Below are 21,089 nucleotides of genomic sequence, written 5' to 3' on the forward strand. Positions count from 1 at the left end.
TAGGATTCGTTCGCCTCGCGTCCTAAAATGAGAAGTCACCGCTGGCCTCGAGAGACATCGGCTGTTGCGGTTCGATGGATGGCGAAAAATCCCCGATCCGGCAGTCCTGATCTAGGGCCATCCGCTCCAGGATCTCGACGTAATGATCGGCGATGGACTGTGCGGTGTCGGCGGTGAATAGATCCGTTGCATACTCCAGAGCCAGTTCGACGACATCGTCGAGCTCAATTGCTTGCAGCATCAGATCGAACAGCGCTTTGGTGTGGAACGTATCGTGTGGTGAAATCCGTAGATTCGCGATGGATACGTTCTGCACCGCGGTGTTCTGCAGAAGGAACATGACGTTGAACAATGGATTCCGGCTGAGATCGGTCGGGAGCGCGAGCTGTGCGACAAGACGATCCAGCGGGTAATCCTGATGCTCCAGTGCGCTCAGCACGTTTTTCTTTACCTCTTGAAGGAAATCACGCAGCGTCGCATCGGGCCGAGCGTGATTACGCATGGGCAACGTGTTGACAAAAGTGCCCATGACATTCTGCAGGTCGGCATGCGAGCGCCCAGCCGCCGGGGAACCGACCACGATGTCCTGCGCACCCGACATGGCGTGCAGCAGAACGTTGAAGGCGGCCAGAAGCAGCACGTAGAGCGTCACTTCCTCGTCGGCTGCGAGCTGTTTCAAGTCATGCGTCAGGCCGGCGTCCAGTAAGAACGTGATCCGCGCTCCGGCAAAGCTTCGCCGCTGCGGCCTCGTAAAGTCGGTGGGCAGCGTGAGAGCAGGGATCGCGCCGGAGAAGAGATCGAGCCAATAGATCTCGTGATGCGGCTGGCCAGCATCTGTGCCGTCTTGTTGGCGCTGCCATTCGGAGTAATCCTTATATTGCAACGGGACCGGAGGGAGCGCATTTCCGGAATACAGTTCGGCGAATTCCTGTACAAAAATCTGGAATGATACACCGTCCGTCACGATGTGAGGAAAGTCAGCAAGCAGAACGTGGCGGTCTGGTCCGGTTCGAATCAGGCACACGCGCAGCAACGGCGCCTTTGACAGTTCGAATGGACGAACATAGCTCGCCATCAATCTCCGCACATCGTGCCGGTCGCATTCATACCGGTCGAGATGGAAATCGACGCTGTCATGGATGCGTTGCACCACCTCGCCGTCGATCACATGAAAGGAGGTCCGCAGCGCTTCGTGCCGAGCCACGATCTGACGCAGAACCGTTTCGACCTTGTCCGGATCCAGCGGTCCCTCGATCAGGTTTGCGAATGGGTCGTTGTAGGCTGTGTTCGCCGGGTTGAGGCGATAGTGAAGGTAATGGCGCCGTTGAGCCGCAGAGAGCGCGTAATGAGGCTGCTGCGCGGCTTTGGGTATTGGTCGGAAGGCAGCCGCGGAAGCTTCGTGAACGAGCTGTGCCATGCCATGGGCGGTGGGAACCTTGAAGAACTGAAGCAGCGGAATCTCGATGCCGAGGCGTTTGCGAATGCGCGCTGCGGCGGTCACGGCTTTCAGCGAGTCCCCTCCCAGTTCGAAGAAGTCGTCGTGGATCCCCAGCGGTCGCACCCGGAAAATCTGCTCCCATACCGAGACCAGTGCCTTTTCAATCTCAGTGCTGGCGGCGACGAAATCGCTGGAGAGCTGAGGCCGGCCATGGGCGGCTTCGTTTGCTTCAATCGATGCGTCGGACTTGCCGTGTGCGCTCTCTGGCCTCACCCATTGATCGAGCCGGGCTTTGAGTGACCCGGGTGAACTGGCAAGCTGCGGAGCCTTGCCCCAACTCAGAACCCGGGTGAGAGCCTCGAACCCTTCTGCCGGCTCCATGGAAAGCGCATCGATGACCGCCCCCACTTGGTTATCCGTTTTCCGCTGCGTCCAGTACTTCCAGTCGCTCCAATCGACTGCGATCCACGGGTAGGTCGCGTTGCGGCCGCGGTGATGCGCATAAGCATCGAGGAAGGCATTCGCTGCGGCATAGGCGACGTATCCGAGGCCACCCAGCACGGTTGAGATGGAGGACATCAGGACGCAGAAATCCAGCGTCCTGCCGGCCAGCGCCCGATCGAGCACGTAGGTTCCGTGGATTTTGGCTTGAAACTGCTGCTCGCAGGTTTCGGAATCCATTTCGCCGATGAGCGAATAGGTGCGCCCATCGGTGACGCCGGCCGCGTGAATGATGCCGTGGATGGACCCGAAATGCGCTTCGGCTTCGTCGAACGCATGCCGCATTGCGGTCTCGTCGGCGACATCGGCGGCGACAGTCAGGACTTCCGCACCCAATTCCTCCAGCTTCTGAACGGCGCGAATTCTGCCGCTGATGCGATCGCCGCTATGCTCGTTCTGTTTCAGCCAGTCTGACCACTGCTCGCGCGCGGGCAGCGGCTCGCGGGCCGTCAAGACCAAGCGAGCCTTGAACAAGCGCGCCAGGTGCTCGGCCAGGATTCCCGCGACCCCGCCGAACCCGCCGGTGATCATGTAGACGCCGTGCTCCCGCCATGGCGTCCGGCTCTGCGGGGCCGCCTGCAGCGGCTGCTGATGCCAATCGAGCACCCAGCGATGACGGCCGCGATAGGCGACCTGGCGATCGACATCGTCCTGCAGGCATTCGGCCAGCAGAGCAACGACGAGCGATGCTTCGCGGCGACTGCCGCGCGCGGGGATTTCTATATCCACTACGGCGCATTGCAGGTGTGGGAGCTGTTGCGGTATGCACAGCACCGGTCCTGCTACGGCCGCTTTTTCCGGATAGAGCGGCTCGTCGCCGGTGACTTCGTACAAGCCTCGCGTCACGACGGTGATGTGGGTATCGGAACCTAAGCCGGTCGCGTTCAGCGCCTGGGCAAGATAGAGCAGACTGTAGAAGCCGGTACGATTGGCTGCGCTCACCGCCTCGCGGGTGATCTGCCTCGCGACATCGTCGCCGTCGATGCCCCAGAGGTGCACAATCCGCGTCGGCATGGCAGACCGTGCGACCAGAGCGGCGCAGAGCTGATCGTAACTGGCGCCCGCATCCGGATCGATTTGATAGCCGTCCTCGCCACTCTGCGCAAAGTGCGATCCGGCGGTGACGACGATCGCCGTTTCGTGCCGGCGCCCGATCTGATCTAGGAGCAATCGGGCGAGGTCGTGTGAATCAGCAAAAACGAGCCAGCGATGCGTCGGGGCGGGACGATCCAGGGGCACCTCGGGGGCGACCGTGCGTCGCCACTGCGGTGTGTAGAACCACTCCGCCACATCCTCTCTCTTGACGATTTCCGTCGAAGCGGCCTCGGCCGCCGCGGCAGCCAGCTGCAGCGGATTGCCTTCGATCCAGTAGCGCTTGTGATCGAATGGATATCCCGGCAGCGGAATCCGCAGCCGCCGTTCGTCGGCATAGAAGCCGCTCCAGTCTGGCCGCACGCCGAGCAGCCAGAGCCGGACGAAACAGTCGAGCAGCGCGAAGCAATCGTCGTCTTCGCTCTGCGGCGCCTTCATTGCGTGCAGAATACGCGTACCGTCGGGGACGAGGCGGTTGGCCAGAACGGCAAGGTCGCGCCCGGGGCCGACCTCGATGAAGACGGCATCGGCGTTCTTGCCAAGCTCGGCTGCTCCGGCCGCGAACCGCACCGTATCGCGCAGATGCCGAACCCAGTAGGCGGGATCGGTGGCTTCGCTACTGGTGATCCATCGTCCGGTGACGGATGAGACGAAAGGAATCTCCGGCGGCCGCAACTGCATGCGCTGGACGCTCTGCAGGAATGTTTCGGCCAGCGTGTCCATTTCGATGGAATGGCCGGCATGCGCCACTGGAATGCGCATCGAAAGCAGACGAAGTTTCCGAAGTCGCAGTTCAAATGTTGCGATGGCCTCCACTGTCCCCGCCACGATGCAGGAATCGCCATTGTCGACGGCAATGGAAATGCGCTCGCCGGTGTCCGCAGCGAAGCGGGCACAGATGTGTTCCAGTTCGGATTCCGGCAGCGGCACGCTGAGCATGGCTCCCGCTCCCTGGCTAGCCATGATGCGGCCCCGCTCCGTCACCAGCGCCAAGGCATCTTCGAGGCTGAAGACACCTGCCAGACAAGCTGCGGCATATTCACCAAAGCTGTAGCCGATCATGGCGGCGGGACGGATGCCCCAGGCCATCAGCGTCCTTGCCAGGGCATATTCCAGCGCAAACATCAGTGGCTGGGTGAATTCGGTCCGGCCGATCAGTTCGGCAAGACGGTCATCCGGGTTGTCCGGATAGAGGACATCACGAGCAGGCCGGGGCAGTGCGCCTGCAAGCAGATCGAAGCAGCGATCAATCTCCTGCCGGAAGACAGGCTCCATGACGTAAAGCGAACGGCCCATGTTGACGCGCTGTGCGCCCTGTCCGGGAAACATGAACACGACGTCGCCGCGGTCGCGCGGCGCATGCCAGGTCCTGACTCGCTTGGCAGGCTTTTCGCGCAGCGAAGCGACGGCGTCAGCTGTGGATTCGCACAGGATGCTGCGGCGGAATGGCATGCGCCGACGCCCGACCTGCAGCGAAAAAGCGGCGTCGCTCAAGTTGATGTCCGGATGACGCACCATATAGTCGGCGAGGTTTTCGCACTGCCGGGTCAGCGCTGTTTCGGTGGCTGCAGAGAGCGTAAGAATCTTCCAGTGCCGCACGCGGGTGCCGCTGACCCGCGCGGGGGCTTCCTCCAGAACCACATGTGCATTGGTGCCGCCGATGCCGAACGAGCTGACGCCGGCGCGCAAGCGTGTATCGGCGGGCTTCCAGTCGGAGAGCTGCGTGTTGACGTAGAAGCCCTTCGCGTCCCCGATGAACTCAGGGTTATGATTCTCATAGTGCAGCGAGGGCGGAATCTGGCGATGCTGCATGGCCAGTGCGGTCTTGATCAGGCCGGCCATTCCCGCAGCGGCCATCAGATGGCCGAGGTTGCTCTTCACGGAGCCGATGGCGCACCGGCCGGCCTGCTGCGGGCCGAATGCCAGACCGAGTGCCTTCAGCTCGATCGTGTCGCCCAGCCTGGTCCCGGTCCCGTGGGTTTCGACGTAATTCACCGTTTCAGGCGCCACGCCAGCCATCGCCTGGGCCGTGCGAATGACCTCGGCCTGCCCCTGCGCGCTCACGCTCGTATAGCCGGCCTTGCGGCTTCCGTCGTTGTTGCTGGCGGTGGCTTTGATGACGGCGTGGATGTTGTCGCCATCACGCAGCGCATCTTCGAGAGGCTTCAGCACCACTGCGCCCCATCCGTCACCAAACACCATTCCGTCAGCATTGGCGTCGAAGGCCCGGCAGTGCCCGGAGGAGGAGAACAGCATGCCCTCCTGAAAAACATAGCCAGCGCGTTCCGGCAGCGTGAGTGAGACCGCACCGGCGACGGCGATGTCGCAAAGCCCTGACCAGATTGCACGGCACGCCGAGTCCACCGCCACGAGCGATGTCGAGCAGCCGGTGAAGAGATTTACGCTGGGTCCTCTCAGCCCCAGCTTGTATGAGACCGTGTTGGTAAGCGAGTCCTTGTCGTTGAGCAGCGTGGTCGTGAATTGTCCGAGCGTACGTCCGGCTTCCGAGAATGTCGCCAGCACCTGCCAATAAAGGTTTGGCGATGCGCCGCCATAGAGGCCGATGGCCCCCTTGTACTCGGCAGGGTCGATGCAGGCGTCCTCCAACGCGTGCCAGACGCATTCGTGGAATGCGCGCGTCTGTGGGTCGAGCAACTCCGAATCGATCGCCGTGTAGTTGAAAAATTCGGCGTCAAATCGATCCTGATCCGGAATGAATCCTTTCGCGGGAATGTAGTTGGGGTGCCGGCTTTCCGCTTCAGGGACGCCTGCGGCACCGAGTTCATCGGGCATGAAACGGCTCACGGAATCGATACCGTTCCGGAGATTGTCCCAATAGATATCGAGGTTGTCGGCTCCCGGAAAACGGCCCGACATTCCGATGATGGCGATGTCGCCGGTTTTGCCTGATGTTATCCGCTCGGCAACCGCGGAGAAGTTGTTCTCTTCGCTGTCACCGGCAAGATGCGCGGCCAGCGCGCGGATTGTCGGCTGCTCCAGCATGTCTTCGATCGGAACGTGGCGCTTCAGCGCCTTGCCCAAGCGGCTAACCAGGTGGATCAGTTCGAGTGAGCTGGCTCCCAGTTCGAAGAAGTGCTTGCTGGTGTCGACATCGTCCACGCCGAAGAAGTCGCACCAGACGTCGCCAATAATGCTCTCGATTGCCGCGCGCGGCGACCGAAAGCCGTCCGTCGGCGCAGCTGTCCGCCGTTCCCGCGTTGGCTGCTTCTCAGGCTCCCGGCGCAGCGATTTGAGACGAATCCATTGATCAATCCGGGATTCCAGGTCGCCCGTCGAGATGACCACCTGGTGGATCGGCTCTCTCGACATGAAAGTCAGTACGCATCGCAGGGCGCGGGTGCCTTCTTCACGCGTCAGTTCGAGCTGTTTCAGGCTCTGGCCGACATTCGAATTGAACAGAGCGGGGCCGTCATATTCCCACTCGGCCCAGTTCACGACGACCCAACGTTCGCCGCGAGCCGCGGCTTGTGATTCCGCGAAGCCGTCCATGTAGAGGTTTGCGGCCGCGTAGGCCACATGGCCCAGCCCGCCCAGAATGGGTGCGAGGGACGAGATGGCGATCCGGAAATCGAGCGTGCGTCCGTGCAGCAGCCGGGCGGCGACGGTCAGGCCGGTCATCTTCGGACGGAACTGCTCCTCGCACAATTCCCGTGTGATTGATTCGATCGGCGTTCGCCCCGACTTCGCGCGCACGATGCCGGCGCCGTGGATAAAGCCATGAAGCGCGCCAAACTGCGCTTCGGCCTGCGCGATGGCGGTGCGCATGGACGCTTCGTCCGCCGCGTCCGCCTGGCAGACCAGGACGTCCGCCCCCAGCGACTCCAACTCGCGAACCATATGGATTCGCGCACTGGTCTTGTCGTCCGGGGCGTGCGTCGCAATCCACCGATCCCATGACGAACGTTCGGGGAATTCGCCGCGGCTGGTCAGTGCGAGGCGGGCATGAACCGACCGCGCGAGATAGCGCGACATTTCTCCGGCGACCTGTCCCAGTCCGCCGGTGATCATGTAGACGCCGCGATATCTCAGGCCCGGCGGCGGCGCGTCGGAGGCGGCAACCTCGGCCTGCACCTCCCGCGCTGGGAGCTGTTCGAATCTCCGCGTCCAGGGGATCCCCTGACGATAGGCCATGACCGTCTCGGTGATCGGCGCACACAGGGCGGCGACGAAGCGCTCGATCCAGGCCGGCGTCTCGCTCGGCAATGCGGCGGTCACATCGACGTCGATGGCGCGGCAGAGCATTGTCGGCGATTCCTGCGGCAGCACTTTCAGCAGCGCCAGCAGCGGGGCTTTCTCCGGCTCCACGACTCCAGATCCAGCAATGTGGTGCATGCGATTGCTGACCGCATTGAGCGTGATGGCGTGGTAGTAGTTACTTCGACCCAGGGCCTGGCCCAGGTACAACAGACTGTAGAAGCCGAGGTCCAGGATGCTGGCCGGCGAAGCTGATGGCGTTACGGCCCACAGGTGACACACATGAGCCGGTGAAAATCCGGCTTGCTCGAGCGCTGCAAACAGGGCGACGTAATCGTCGACTGATCCGGGGTTTAGTTCGTAAGTGTCTGCGGCACGTGCGACGAAGCGGACGCCGACGCGAACCATGGCGACGCGCCGTCCGGCTGCGATGAGTCGCGCCGCGATCGCATCCCCGAGCCCCAGCGGATCAGCGAACACGAGCCAGTCGCCGGTTGTAGCATGATCCATCCGGTACCGTTCGGCCGACTCGCGCCAGACCGGCACATAGAACCACTGGTCTTCAGATTGCTTCGGAGTCCCCGTGTCACCTTCGCGCTTGACGGAGTTTTCCACCGCGGGCTTTCCGTTGAACGGAGAGCCGTCGATCCAGAAGCGCTTGCGCTCGAACGGCGACGTCGGCAGTGGAACGCGCCGGCGAGCTTCGCCGGCGTACAGGCGCAGCGGTGAGGCAATGGCTCCCTTTGCCCAAAGGTCGGCCAATGCAAACAGCGGGCCCGCCGCGCCGGCATCGATGTGAACTACGTGCGGCGCAACGACGTCGGACCGTCCTTTCGCGCCGATCTGCAGGAAAACGGCTCGGGATGCGAGCTCGCCAAGCGCCTTCGTCAAATGGTCGCTGCCGGACGCCGGTTGACGAAATACGGCGCTGCGCCAGTAATTGGCATCGCCGATCTCGCGGGACGTAATCCATTCGCCCGTGACATTCGACAGATACGGAATGCGAGGACGTGCGTCGGCGGACGGCTGTATCTCCGCGTTGCCGGAGACGATCCAGCCGAGACAATCAGAAAGCCGCAGCGTGCCGGACAGACAGGCCGACAGCAATTCCCCGCGGCCGAAGCCGGCCAGAGCCCCGGGTTGAACGCCCTGTTCGATGAACCAGCACGCCGCCGCGTACTGGTGGCAGAAGCCGGCGAGGTCGCTCGCCGCAGCATTTCGGTTCTCGAGTTGGGCTCTGACATCGGCGGCAAGCCGCGGCTCCAGAAGGTCGAGACAGCGCGACAGCGCTTGGCAGTAGAGCGGCTCGTAGCGCAGGAAATTTTGCGCGCACTGCACGTCCGTCGGCTCGTCGGTGAACACGAAGACGGCAAGTTCGCGCGGGTCTGCGCTGTCCACGATGCGGGCGCGCGGATGCTTCGGATCAAGCAGGGCATCGACCGCCATCGCGCGATCTTCCGCGACGGCAACCCGCAGCCAGCGCTGCCGCTTGCGGCCGTTCATCAGGGTATGCGCGACGTCCGCCAACTCCACGTCCTCGTGGAGCCGGATATGATCGGCCATCTGTTGCGATAGATCCTCAAGCGCGGTTTCGGACCGCGCCGACACGAGCAGGAGGTGCAGCGGCCGCCCCGACGGCGGGGATTGAGGTGTGTCATGCTCCTCGAGGATCATGTGGACATTCGTCCCGCCCAGGCCGAACGCGCTGACGCCGGCACGACGCGGCAGGGGAGAGGCTGGCCACTCGCGCTGGTCGGCAACCAGATAGAATGGGCTGTCCACCAGGTTCATTCTTGGGTTGGGCAACTGGAAATGCAGCGTCGGCGGGATGATGCGATGCTTCAGGATGAGCGCGGTCTTGATAAAACTGGCGACGCCGGCGGATACATCGAGATGGCCGATATTCGGCTTCACCGATCCGAGTCCGCAAAATCCTTTGCGTTCGGTTTCAAAAGCCTCCTTAAGCCCTTCGAACTCCAGCGGGTCGCCGACGACGGTGCCGGTGCCATGGGTCTCGACATAGCCGATCTCGTCAGGGGCGGTCTGCGCCAGGTCCATCGCGGCGCGGATCACTTCGGTCTGGCCCTGGACGCTGGGGGCGGTGTAGCCCGTCTTCCGGCTGCCGTCGTTGTTGATGGCCGAGCCTTTGATGACTGCATAGATGTGATCGCGATCCCGAACGGCTTCTTCGGCCCGCTTCAAAATGACGACGCCGGCACCGTCGCCATAGACAGTGCCATTCGCAGCGCCGTCGAAGGCGCGGCAATGGCCGTCGGGAGAGACGATCATGCCCGGCGTGTAGCGATAACCAGATTTCAGAGGCAGCGTGATCGCGACCGAGCCGGCCATTCCGAGATCGCAGTCGCCGCTCAGCAACGCCTGGCAGGCCTGATGAATGGCAACCATCGAAGTCGAGCACGCGGTGAACAGCGTGAAACTCGGTCCCTTCAGATCGAAATTATAGGCAATATGCGAACTGAGATAGTCCTTGTTGTTGTGAATTCCGACCGTGAAGTTGCCGAGATTTTCGGCTTCTGCCTGGTACGCCAGAATCTCCCAGAATGTGTTGGGAGCGGCCCCTGCATGCAGGCCGATCAACCCGCCAAATCGACCAGGTTCGTAGCCGGCATCCTCTAGAGCCTCCCAGCATACCTCGTGAAAGACTCTGATCTGCGGGTCCATCATTCGCGCTTCGCGCGGTGAATAGCCGAAGAACTCGTTATCGAATCTGTCTGCGTCCTCGATCATGCCTTTCGCGCGCACGTAGTGCGGGTCGTCCATGACCTTGGGATCAATGCCGGCTTCGATGAGTTCATCGCGGCTGAAGAAGGAGATCGATTCCACGCCGTTCAGCAGGTTGTTCCAAAAGGCCGAAGCGTTCCTGGCGCCGGGAAAGCGACAGCTCATGCCGACGACGGCGATGTCCAGTCCTGGTCTTATCTGTGCTTTACTCACGGCTTGCCCGCCCGGCTGTTCGCATCTCTCGCTTCATTTTCAGACCGATATTGCTTCGCTCCTTGGCGCTCTGCGACACGATCAGTTCGGTGCTCTCGGCAGCCTGCGCCCGTTGTCCGAGGCGGCGCGCGATCCCACGCACGGTAGGGTTTTTATAGAGATCAAGCACCGCGACCTCGCGATCGAGCGTGCGCTTCAAGAGCTGGGCGATCTGGATCAGATCAAGGGACGTGGCGCCGAGATCGTTGAAGTTGTCGTCAATTCCGACAGTTTCGAGCCGCAGATACTGCCGAAGTACGCCACCGATATCCTCTTCGATGCTGTCGTCGGCGGGAGCGTAGGCCACGATGAGGTCGGGTCGGGCGCGTAGGCTGATCAGCACCTGTGATACCGGCGCCAGTCGTTCCACCGGAACGCCGCCATCGCGCTCGTGCCGTATCAGCCTTGCCGACAGATCCGTCGTTGAGATTGCAACTCGCGGTTCGCAGCCGCGTAGAATGGCTTCGAGCGCATCCAGCCCCTGCGCTGTGGAGATGCCTTGCTCAAGATCGCCAACGCCATCCGCGCGCGCGGCGACGGCCATGCCAGCTTCCTTCCAGGCGTCCCAGTTGATGCTGACGGTGAAAGGATCGGATCGAGTCCGGGCCAAGGCGAAGCTGTCGAGGAAGGCGTTGGCGCTGGTGTAAGCGACCTGACCATACGGTGCGATGATCGCGTTGATCGATGAATAGAGAATCAGGAAATCAGGAGAGATGCCGCGCAAGGCGGCATCGAGCGCCAAGGTACCGTGCGTCTTCGGAGCCAGCACCCGGTCGCTTTGCTCGCGGCTCCGTGCCTGGATCAGTGCGCCATCGGCCGTTCCGGCCAGGTGAAAGACGCCGTGGATTGCACCGAACCTCTTTTGGCAGCGTTCGACCACGGCAGTCAGCGCAGACTGATCGGTGACGTCGGCCGTTTCCGCCACGACCTCGCCGCCGCAAGCCTCGATGTCGGCGTAAGCCTCGGGGCTCGGCGGCGTTCGGCCGACCAGAATGAGCTTGGCGTGCCAGCGCTCGGCGAGACGCCGGCCAAGCGCGAGAGCCAGCGCACCGAAACCTCCGGTGATCAGGTACACCCCGCCTTCGCGAAAGCGGACGTGTCCGTCTGACGGTCGCGGCGGTGTCAACCCCTCATACACAGTCTCCCAGCGCAAGAGGCCCCGCAGCGCGATCTCCTTCGGGCCTCCGGATTGGGCGCATTCGGCAATCAGTGCCTGCAACAATTCGCGTTCGGCCGGTGTTCCCTCGGCTGGCCGTCGGATATCGATGAGACGACATGCCAGATTGGGATATTCGAAAGGAATGACGCGCACTGGTCCCCTCAGCAGCGCGGTTGCAGGGCGAAGCCCACCTTCGCCGTTGATCTCGGCGGCGCCTTCCGTGATGACATGAACCGAGATGCGGTGATCGGGTGCGCGCTCGCCAATGTGACGGGCCAAATCCAGCAGGTCGTGAAAGCCGTCGCGACAGACTTGATCAAGGCCGGCCTCCGGCGCCGCAACGCCGTTCGCCAGTGTCCGGAAATGAAGGATGTGATCGGGGGGCGGTCCGTCAGGTATGCGTGGCGGCGCGGCAGGATCAGCAATGCAAACATCATGGTTTCGCCGCGCCAACTCGCGGGCGAGCGCAGTTGGGAACGAACTGCCGTCGGAAAACAACAGCCACCGTGATTTCGGCATGGCAGAGTCGTTCAGGCGCGGCGCCTGTTTCCACACCGGCAGATACAGCAGGGTGGCTGCTTTGCTCGTACCTGTTTCCGTCGCCGAAGCGGTCCGTTTCAGCGCCGGGCCGGCATGTCCGGCGCGTGTCGGCCAGTAGCGGCGCTGTTCGAACGGGTAGGTGGGAAGCGGTACGCGGCGCCCTCCGCGGGCGCGGTGAAACGCTGCTGCATCAGGCTCGACGCCCAGCAGATAGAGCGAGCCAATCTTGTTCAACAGGAAAGTGCAGTCGTCGACGGGATCCTGAACGTGCCGCACCAAATGAATGGAGCGTCCTGCGGTGGATGGATCCGCCTGATGCTGCAGTAGGCCGATCAGATCGCGGCCGGGACCAATTTCGACGAATACCGCGTTGGGGAGCTTCAGTAGCGTGCGCAGCGTGTCGGAAAAACGGACTGTCTCGCCAAGATGACGAGTCCAATATTTGGCGTCGACGGCGACGCCGGGATGGAAATAGTCGCCGGTCAGATTGCTGACCAGCGGGATCGCCGGGTCATGACGCCGGCAGCGCGCGATGGTCGTTTCGAGCGTTTGCCCTGCAATGCTGACAACGGGCGAATGCATCGCATGTTCGCCGTCGAGCGGAAGCGCCCAGACGCGGCGCTTTTTCATCGCCATGGCGAACGCGCAGACATCGTCGCGTAATCCGGATACCACGCAGGACGGGCCGTTATCGATGGCCAGCGCCAGCGATCCCCTCAGCAACGGAACAACTTCCGCCGCGGGAAGCGGCACGCTCAACATCGCGCCGGGCTCCGTCTGCCTCATGAGCCGCCCGCGCTCCAAGACGATCTCTATCGCATCCTCGAGCGTAAACACGCCGGCGATGCACGCCGCGACATACTCACCGAAGCTGTAGCCGGCGATTGCGGAGGGCTGCACGCCCCAGCCGATCAGCATCCGAGCCAGCGCATACCCGCAAGCAAAGATGGCCGCCTGCGCGACGTCGAATCGTCGCAATTCGCTTGCCGTCTCCTGGTCGGCTGGAAACAGCAGCAGCTTCAGATCGAGGCGCGGCAGCAGCAGGTCGAAACAGCGATCCATCGGTTCACGGAAGCTCGGCTCGGACAGATAAAGCCCGCGACACATGCCGGCATATTGCGAGCCGAGGCCGCCGAATAGGAATACCACGGGAGGCGTCTGCCCCGGTGCCTTTGCCGGCGCAGCCGGTTTAGCTAAGCCGGCGGCGGCTTGGCGAAGATCTTCACAAACCAATACACGCCGGTACGCGAACTGTCGGCGTCCGGCGTGGAGCGTGAATGCCGCGTCGGCGGGGTCAAGCTCGGGGTGCCGCTCGAAGTGGGATGCTAGACGTTCGGACAGGGACTGAAGCTGCTCCGGCGCCCGTGCCGAAACAAACAGCACATGCGGCCCTTCAGTCGGCATAGTTCGGACCGGCGGCTCCGGCGCCTCTTCCAGCACCGCGTGAGCGTTCGTTCCGCCGATACCAAAGGAACTGACGGCCGCGCGTCGCGGGCGGAGGCCGCCGGCCCACGCACGGGCGTCGGTGTTGACGAAAAAAGGCGTGGCTCGGAAATCGATTTCCGAATTCGGCGCGCTGAAATTTGTTGAAGGTGGAAGCGTCTTGTGCTGCAAGGCAAGAACGGTCTTGGTGAAACCTGCGATACCGGCAGCGGCATCGAGATGTCCCACATTGGCCTTTACCGATCCGAGCGCGCAGAATCCGCGTCGCTGTGAAGCAAACGCGCGGGTCAGGGCCACAACTTCGATCGGATCACCCAGCGGCGTGGCGGAACCATGGGTCTCCACATAGCCGATGGTTTCGGGATCCACGTTGGCGGTGCGATGTGCGAGCGCGATGACCCGCGATTGTCCCTCGACCGAGGGCGCGGTGAAGCCGACCTTCGCACTGCCGTCGTTGTTGACCGCGATGCCTTTCAGCACGGCGCGAATGCAATCACCGTCCGCAATGGCGTCTTCGAGAAGCTTGAGGACGACGATGCCAACTCCGTTGCCGCATACCGTGCCGGCGGCATCGGCGTCAAACGGGCGACAATGACCGTCAGGCGAAAAGATCATCCCGTCTTCGTGCAGATAGCCGCTCTTGAGCGGATAGGTCAGACCTATTCCTCCCGCCAGCGCCAGATCAGCCTTTCCCGACAACAGCGCCTGCGCCGCCAAGTCGACTGCTACAAGCGATGTCGAGCATGCTGTTTGCACGGTCAGCGCCGGACCGGTCAGGTTCAGCATGTGGGCAACACGAGTGGCCAGATAATCCTTCTCGTTGCGGATGATGGTGTCGAACCGGGTCGTCGTGCCCTCGGGGAGGCCGACGAAGTCGAGCCAATGGTAGTTGGCCGAAGAGCCGACGAAGAGTCCGAAGCGGCCGGCATCGCGGCCGGAAGCGTATCCGGCGTCTTCCAGAGCTTCCCAGCTGCACTCGGCGAGCTGACGGATTTGAGGATCCATCGTTTCAGCGTCTTTGGGCGCGACGCTGAAGAACTCGGCATCGAAGTGGTCGGCGCCTTCGAGGCAGCCTTTCACCTTCACGTAGTGCGGATGCGCAATCAATTCGGACTCGATGCCTTCAGCGAGCAACTCGCTCACGGAGAAGTGCTGCAGTCCTTCCCTGCCTTCCAGGATCAACTTCCAGAAGCTGGCGATATCAGGCGCCCCAGGGAAGCGCCCGGCCATACCGACCACCGCGATCTCGCCTCGCCCGGCCGGACTGCGGGATGGCGGCGCTTTGCTGATGGACGCATCAGTTCCTGCCAGGTGGGCGGCCTGTTGCCGCACGGTGGTGAGCTGGAACAGATCGGTGACGGATAGCCGCTTGCCAAATGCCGCGGACAGCTTCCCGTGCAGACGGATCAAGCCGAATGACGTTCCGCCCGCGTCGAAGAAGCGTGTGTCGGATCCAACAGACGCCACGCCCAGGACCTGGCACCAGATATCGGCCACCCTGCGATCGGTTTCCGAAATGACCGCGGCAACGGCGTCCGGACGCGCGATATCCTCGAACGGGTTCGGCAGCGATTTGCGGTCGATCTTGCCGTTGCCGGTGAGTGGCATCGCGTCCATGACGACAAACGCGGCCGGGATCATAGTCGCGGGTAGCGTCTCGGCCAGAAACATCCTCAGACTTTCGGCGGAGGCGCTGCCGGCTGGCGCGGCAACCCAGAACGCGGCCAGTGTTGGATCGCCGGCGCGGTCGCGTGCGACCACGACCGCTTCTTTCACGGCAGGGTGTCGCGCGAGCGCGGACTCGATTTCGCCGGGTTCGATCCGGACCCCTCTGATCTTGAGCTGGTCGTCGATGCGGCCGAGGCAGATCAGCCGTCCATCGGGCAGCCATCTTGCCAGGTCGCCTGTGCAATATAGTCTGCCGAGCGAACCCACCTCGCGGAATCGGGCCTCCGTCAACGCCTCGCGCCGGTGATATCCGAGTGCGACGCCTTCGCCGCCGATGCATAGCTCGCCGGCCAGCCCAGGCGGCTGCACCGCTCCGGTTCGCGAGAGAATGTGGATCGACGTATTTGCGATCGGTCTTCCGATATCGGGTTGGTCGGCGCGCGATAGCTCGGAGACCGTGGACCAGATGGTCGTTTCGGTCGGGCCGTAGAGGTTGAAGATCCGGGCTTGCGTAAGCGCCTGCACCTGCCGCAGCAGATCGGCGGGCAACGACTCGCCTCCGATCAACAGCACACGGAGGCCGCGCAGGGCATCTCGAAAAGTGGCGTTCTCCAGCTGCAGGCGAAGCCGCGACGGCGTGACCTGATAGACCGAGACACCGTGACGAAGCATGCCGTTTGCGGCGGCGCCGGGATCGAGCTGCTGCTCTCTGGTCCCAAGCACGACCTTGCAGCCCATGCTCAGAGGCAGCCAGACCTCCAGTCCGAAGATGTCGAATGAGACCGTGGTGAGCGATAGAAAGACGTCCGGCTCTCCAACGGGCAAGGCCTGCTGCATCCCGGTGAGGAAATTCACGAGATTGCTGTGTGAAACCCAGACGCCTTTGGGAGCCCCCGTGGAGCCGGACGTATAGATCAGGTAGGCTGCCGCTGCGCAGCCCGAGGCGGGCCCTGCAGGATGGAGTTCACGCAGGGACTCGACGCCATTCGGTGCGGCATCGATCATGAACCCGGCGTTGGAGTCTTGCAGCACGAAGTCGGTGCGGCGCTCGGGGAAGCTCGGATCCAGCGGCAGGTAGGCGCCGCACGCTCTCATGATTCCGAGCAGACTGACGATGAGTCCGTTGCACGGAGGCAGATTGACCGCGACGACCCCGCCGTTTGGAAGACCGCTTCGGCTCAGGTTTCCAGCGATGCGCTCGGCCTGCGCGATGAGCTGGCGATAGGTTAGTTCGTCATCGCCACAGACCAGGCCCACGCGGTCAGGGGTCCGCGCCGCCTGCTCGAAGATGAGGTCTGCTGTCGATGCGGTATCGCGAAAAGCCAGCGCGGTTCGGTTGAACGATCCAAGCATCCGCTCCCGCTCGGCGGATGTCATGATATCGAGCTCGGCAACAGTCTGTTGCGGGAAGCGCACCAGAAACGACAATATGTTCGCGAAATGGTCCAGCAGGCGCGAAGCGGATTCGCGGTTCAGCCCGCCCTCCCGCCACGCGAGGCTCATATGCAATCGGTCGAATGCCTCGACGGTCAGGGTGATGCCGTAATGGGTGCGTTCGAACACCTCATGGCCGGTGATGCGTAGCGGTCCACGGGCTCGCAAAACGCTGTCCAGCGGGTAATTCTCGATCACCAGCAGCGTGTCGAACAGGTCTTCGCCCGCTGGCAGGCCGGCCCATCTTCCGATCTCGGCAAGCGAACTGGTCTGCCATTCGGAGCGGAGCGCCATCTGTGCATGGACGGTGCGCAGGCACTCCGACAGCCTGGTACGTCCTTCAGCGCGGAAGCGCATCGGCAGCGTGTTGATAAACAGGCCCGCCGTTTCGAAAATCCCGGGCAGCGGCATTTCGCGTCCCGATACGACCGTACCGAAAACGACATCGTCATTGTTGGCGTACCGTTGCAGCAACAGCCCCCAGGCCGCGTGGAGCACGGCCGAGGCGGTGACGTTGAAGCTCGCCGCGAGGTCCTTCAGATCCGCGAGGACATCATCGTCGAGATGCAACCCGCAACTATCGGTACGCGGTTCGTGGGTTGGACCGAATGTCGCATTCGACGTGAGCGACGTGTCTCGTTCCAGACCTCGCAGACAGTCGTTCCAGAATCGTTCGGCCCCAGCGGCGTTTTGCGACTCTCGTGTTTTGACGAAGTCCTTCATTCGACAGCGCCGCGGCGCCGCTTCAGCCGGTTCGCCGTCTGTTAACGCGCGATACTGCTGGAGAAACTCCTGCAGGATCAGCCCCGTGCTCCAACCATCCAGTAGGATGTGATGATTGCTGAGCAAGACAGCGCTTTTCTGATCGCCGAGTGGACAGAGCGAGATCCGGAACGGAACCTGCTCGAAATCGAAGCCGCGCTCGCGATCGCGACGCTTCAGATCGGCAAGAAACTGTTCCGCGTCAGCTCCATTCGGCGGCTCGCAGACCGACAGTTCCGGCTCATGTTGCCTGAGAATGATCTGCACGGGATGATCGATGCCTTCCCAGCGGAATACGGTACGCAGCGCTTCATGGCGGGCCGTCACCCGCCGCCATGCTTCCCGAAAATGATTCGAATCCAGTGGACCTTCGATGCGCAGGCAGACCTGCTCAAAGTAGGCGACTCCCGGCCGGCGGAGATGATGATACAGGATGCCTTCCTGCATCGGCGTGAGCCGGAGGATGTCGGTTACGTTGTTCCTGTCCACTTTTTTCATGGCGCTACCACGACGACGAATACTCGAACGCGCGGAAATCCTCGATCATCCCTTGGTAAACCAGGGACCGTAAGGTCTCGTCGTAGTAATCGCCGAACGGACGGTGCCTGGTCTGGTTCAGCTTGGGCAGCGGCGGCGGCTGTATGCCCACACGCTCACAGATCTGATGAAAATCGGCTCCGAGGGTTTCATATTTTCCGATGAAATCGACCAGCGATTTGCCTGCGCCATCGCACAGGAAGTAGCTCTGGCGAAGATGCATTCCCTCTACAGCCGAAGCCCCTTTTGCGGCATCGAGGAAAAAGCGGACAGCGCCGCTGAACCCTTGTGATTTCAGGAATTCATGCGCCGGATGATCGGTCCGGTCGCGCAAGAAAAAGAAATAGTTGGAGACGAGCCAGCTGAACGGGTTTCTGACGAAGCCAAACTTGAAATAGCTGTCCCAGACGTCGGCAGGCAAGCTTGCTGCCAACTTGGTGGCGGTGATGTGTTCCTCGACCGATGCCGTGTAGGCGGGAGGGTAATGTGGGTTCGGACTGATCAGGAATTCCGGGGCAGAACCAGCGCCATAAATCGCCTGTCCGAGCGCGTCCTTGATGCTCGTTCCGGACGTCTTCGGGACATGAACGAAGATGAAGCGGTGGGAGTGGCAGATCATCATCGAGCAGACCTCTCTGCGTCACCGATTGTCGAATCCGGAAGTTAGAGCCGAGCGCGTAGCGCGGCCCATTCGGGGGCGGCACGCAGGCGTTCGAAATCTGGCGAGAGCAGGAGGTCCGACAAATCCAGCGTGCCGGCCTTGACGGCCTCTTCGGTGAACCGAGCGGCGAGGGCGATGTCGCCAGCCAGGCTCCACCCTCGTGCGGCAGAGGCACTGCTATCCTCGTTCGTCGAAGCTTCTGCAGGAGGCCGTGCCTCGGAATAGAAATACGCTCCGAGCGCGCGCTGGTCCGTCGGGCCGTCTCGGGGAAAGCAATAGGTCGGGAAATCGCGCACGACACGAAAGGCCAGCTTGCGCGCAAGCGCGTTTGAGGGGAGCCGGAAGGTCTCGGTTCCCCAGCAGGGGAGCAGGCCTCGCTCAACGCATGTATCAATGGCCTTTCGGCACAGCCATGTCGCGACGCCCTGGTTTCTCTTCGCGAGATCGGTGTTGACGCTGATTTCGCAGGCGCCGGCCCCTTCATGGGTGGTGATACACGAGCCGACGAATTCGCCACGAGACTTGGCGCAATAGCCGATGCCGCTGTTGAAAAATCTGCTGGCATCGGTCCAGGTGGAGACAATGCGGTGGGCCAGATCCGGCCACATGTCGAGTACCGCCGCATCTACCACCGTGATTTCGTAATCTGCAGTCAGTGGCGGGGGAGGCGGCAGCTTGCGGTATGCGTCGCCGTCGAAGCTGAATTCCCAGCGGTAGCTCAGGAAGATGTCGGAGCGAGCAAATACGCGCGGCGTGATCTCAGCCCATTCGTCCGACGGCTCGGTCTGTATTTGAAAGAATTCCTGGCCAATTTCACGCGCCTTGCGCGTAATCGTCGTGTCGAACAGATCCGGCAGCGACCGTGTGAAGTCACGGATGCCGGCATCTCCGGCCAAAAACAGCATGTCGGAAAGCGCCCAGAGCAGCGAAACCCGCGGCGTCCCGGGCCTGTCGACGAACACCATCCCCGGGTGACGTCCTTCGAGAATTCCCTGCACGATGGGATGACGGCCAAGTCCACGGAACAGCGGAGCAACGCGGCCGTAGTCCTTGCTGGCAAGTTGCTGGATCATGGATCTACTCAGTCCGCCAGAGGGATTGCTTGGGTCAGTCCTGACAGCGCCCGCCGATCGGTCTTGCCGCTCGGCGTCAGCGGCAATGCCTGTACTTGCAGGAAACGGTTGGGAATCATGTAGTCGGGCAGCCTCCGCTGCAGATATTGCAGCAGCGTTTTCCGGCGCAGCCCCTCGTCGCGGACCACCAGGTAGGCGCTTATTTGCGGCACCGTTTCCGAAAGCTGCGCGACCGCGACACAGCAACCGGCGACACCGGGATGCGCCGCGAGATTGTTCTCGATCTCGCCGAGCTCGATACGCAGGCCGCGAATCTTGATCTGATGATCAAGTCGCCCCAAGAATTCCAATTCGCCATTCTCGGAACGCCGCGCCAGGTCTCCGGTCCGATACAGCCGCTCACCAGGCTGAAAAGGATTCGGCACGAAAGCAGCCGCCGTCATCGCGGGCTGATTGATGTAGCCGCGAGCCAGGCCGACCCCCCCGATGCACAATTCTCCGTCTTCGCCGGGGGGCTGCTCTCTGCCGGAGCGCATGACGTGGAGCTGAATGCCGTCGATCTGGCGGCCGATCGGAATGCGAGCCGGCAAAGGTCCTGCCGGGCAATCGAAGTAACTCACATCGATGGCGGCTTCCGTTGGCCCGTATAGATTGGTGAAGCCGATCCGGCATTCCGCATCGAAGAGTCTGCGGAAAAGTTCGACATGAGCCACGGTGAGCGCTTCGCCACTCGCGAATAGCCGCCGCAGGCTGGAGAGCTTGGTACGAGCCTCTGGATTTTCTGCGAGCGCGTGCAGAAACATGCTGAACATCGAAGGCACGAAGTGCATGATTGTCACGCGGTGAGCCGCCACGGCATCGGCAATGGCCCAGGGAAATTTTTCCATTTGGGGGCCGAGCAGGGCAACGCTGGCGCCGTACATCGACCACCAGAACAATTCCCAAACCGACACGTCAAAGATGAATGGCGTCTTCTGAAGAATGACATCCGTATCCGAAAGTGGATAGCGATTCTGCATCCACACCAGTCTGTTGAGCACTCCGCGATGCTCCAGCATCACACCTTTTGGATGGCCCGTTGTCCCCGAAGTGAAGATCACATAGATTAGGTCGGACCCGCTGTGCCTGACATCGAGCCGGCTCACGGGTGCGTTCGTAAACACCGGGTCGCTCAGCAGAAGAACCGGTGTGTCGATCTCGTCGGCCTGCTCCGTTGGAGCGTCTGTCAGAAGCAGGACGGCCTGGGTGTCCCTGAGCATCCGCGCACGGCGGAGCGGTGGTGAACCCGGCGCCAATGGCATGTAGGCGCCGCCTGCTTTCAGGATTCCAAACAGGGCGATCAACATTTCCGGAGAGCGCGGAGCGCTGATGGCAACGACGGTGTTCGGCTTGACTCCTTTTGATCGCAACACATGCGCAACTTGATTGGCGCGACGATCGAGCTCGCCATAGCTCAGGCAATCACTCTGGCTATAGATCGCCGGCCGAGCCGGAGAGGCGCTCGCAATCGCTTCGAAATGACCAAGGATGGTGGCATGGTCGAGCATCGGCGCGGTTGCGGCTTTGGTCATG

Annotated in this window: 5 protein-coding genes; all 5 read right to left on the reverse strand. The window is 62.2% G+C overall.

The features are described from left to right. Positions 1–22: 22 nt before the first annotated feature. From LQG66_RS33680 to LQG66_RS33700, 5 genes are read right to left on the reverse strand one after another with little or no spacing between them, the layout of a single operon-like run. Complete coding sequence (locus LQG66_RS33680; RefSeq protein ID WP_231320101.1) at positions 23–10,201, reverse strand: type I polyketide synthase; 10,179 nt, start codon at positions 10,199–10,201, stop codon at positions 23–25. After that, the gene (locus tag LQG66_RS33685) at positions 10,194–17,744 is read right to left on the reverse strand and encodes a hybrid non-ribosomal peptide synthetase/type I polyketide synthase (protein WP_231320102.1); all 7,551 of its coding nucleotides are present in this window, start codon (positions 17,742–17,744) and stop codon (positions 10,194–10,196) included. The genes LQG66_RS33680 and LQG66_RS33685 overlap by 8 nt, the downstream gene beginning before the upstream one ends. Before the next feature lie 4 nt (positions 17,745–17,748). Beyond that, the gene (locus tag LQG66_RS33690) at positions 17,749–18,405 is read right to left on the reverse strand and encodes a sulfotransferase family 2 domain-containing protein (protein ID WP_231320103.1); all 657 of its coding nucleotides are present in this window, start codon (positions 18,403–18,405) and stop codon (positions 17,749–17,751) included. Between the two features lie 41 nt (positions 18,406–18,446). Next, the gene (locus LQG66_RS33695; RefSeq protein WP_231320104.1) at positions 18,447–19,517 is read right to left on the reverse strand and encodes a GNAT family N-acetyltransferase; all 1,071 of its coding nucleotides are present in this window, start codon (positions 19,515–19,517) and stop codon (positions 18,447–18,449) included. An 8-nt stretch (positions 19,518–19,525) separates the two neighbouring features. Then, on the reverse strand, positions 19,526–21,088 hold the full coding sequence (locus LQG66_RS33700; RefSeq protein WP_231320105.1) for an amino acid adenylation domain-containing protein: 1,563 nt from the start codon (positions 21,086–21,088) through the stop codon (positions 19,526–19,528). Between the last annotated feature and the right edge of the window lies 1 nt (position 21,089).

It is taken from the genome of Bradyrhizobium ontarionense, from assembly GCF_021088345.1.
In the GTDB taxonomy this organism is placed as follows: Bacteria; Pseudomonadota; Alphaproteobacteria; order Rhizobiales; family Xanthobacteraceae; genus Bradyrhizobium; species Bradyrhizobium ontarionense.

What these genes read in the sequence shown, in the direction of transcription:
- LQG66_RS33685 (WP_231320102.1), bottom strand. Translation starts at nt 17,744, where the DNA reads ATGAAAAAAGTGGACAGGAACAACGTAACCGACATCCTCCGGCTCACG.
- LQG66_RS33690 (WP_231320103.1), bottom strand. Translation starts at nt 18,405, where the DNA reads ATGATGATCTGCCACTCCCACCGCTTCATCTTCGTTCATGTCCCGAAG.
- LQG66_RS33695 (WP_231320104.1), bottom strand. Translation starts at nt 19,517, where the DNA reads ATGATCCAGCAACTTGCCAGCAAGGACTACGGCCGCGTTGCTCCGCTG.
- LQG66_RS33700 (WP_231320105.1), bottom strand. Translation starts at nt 21,088, where the DNA reads ATGACCAAAGCCGCAACCGCGCCGATGCTCGACCATGCCACCATCCTT.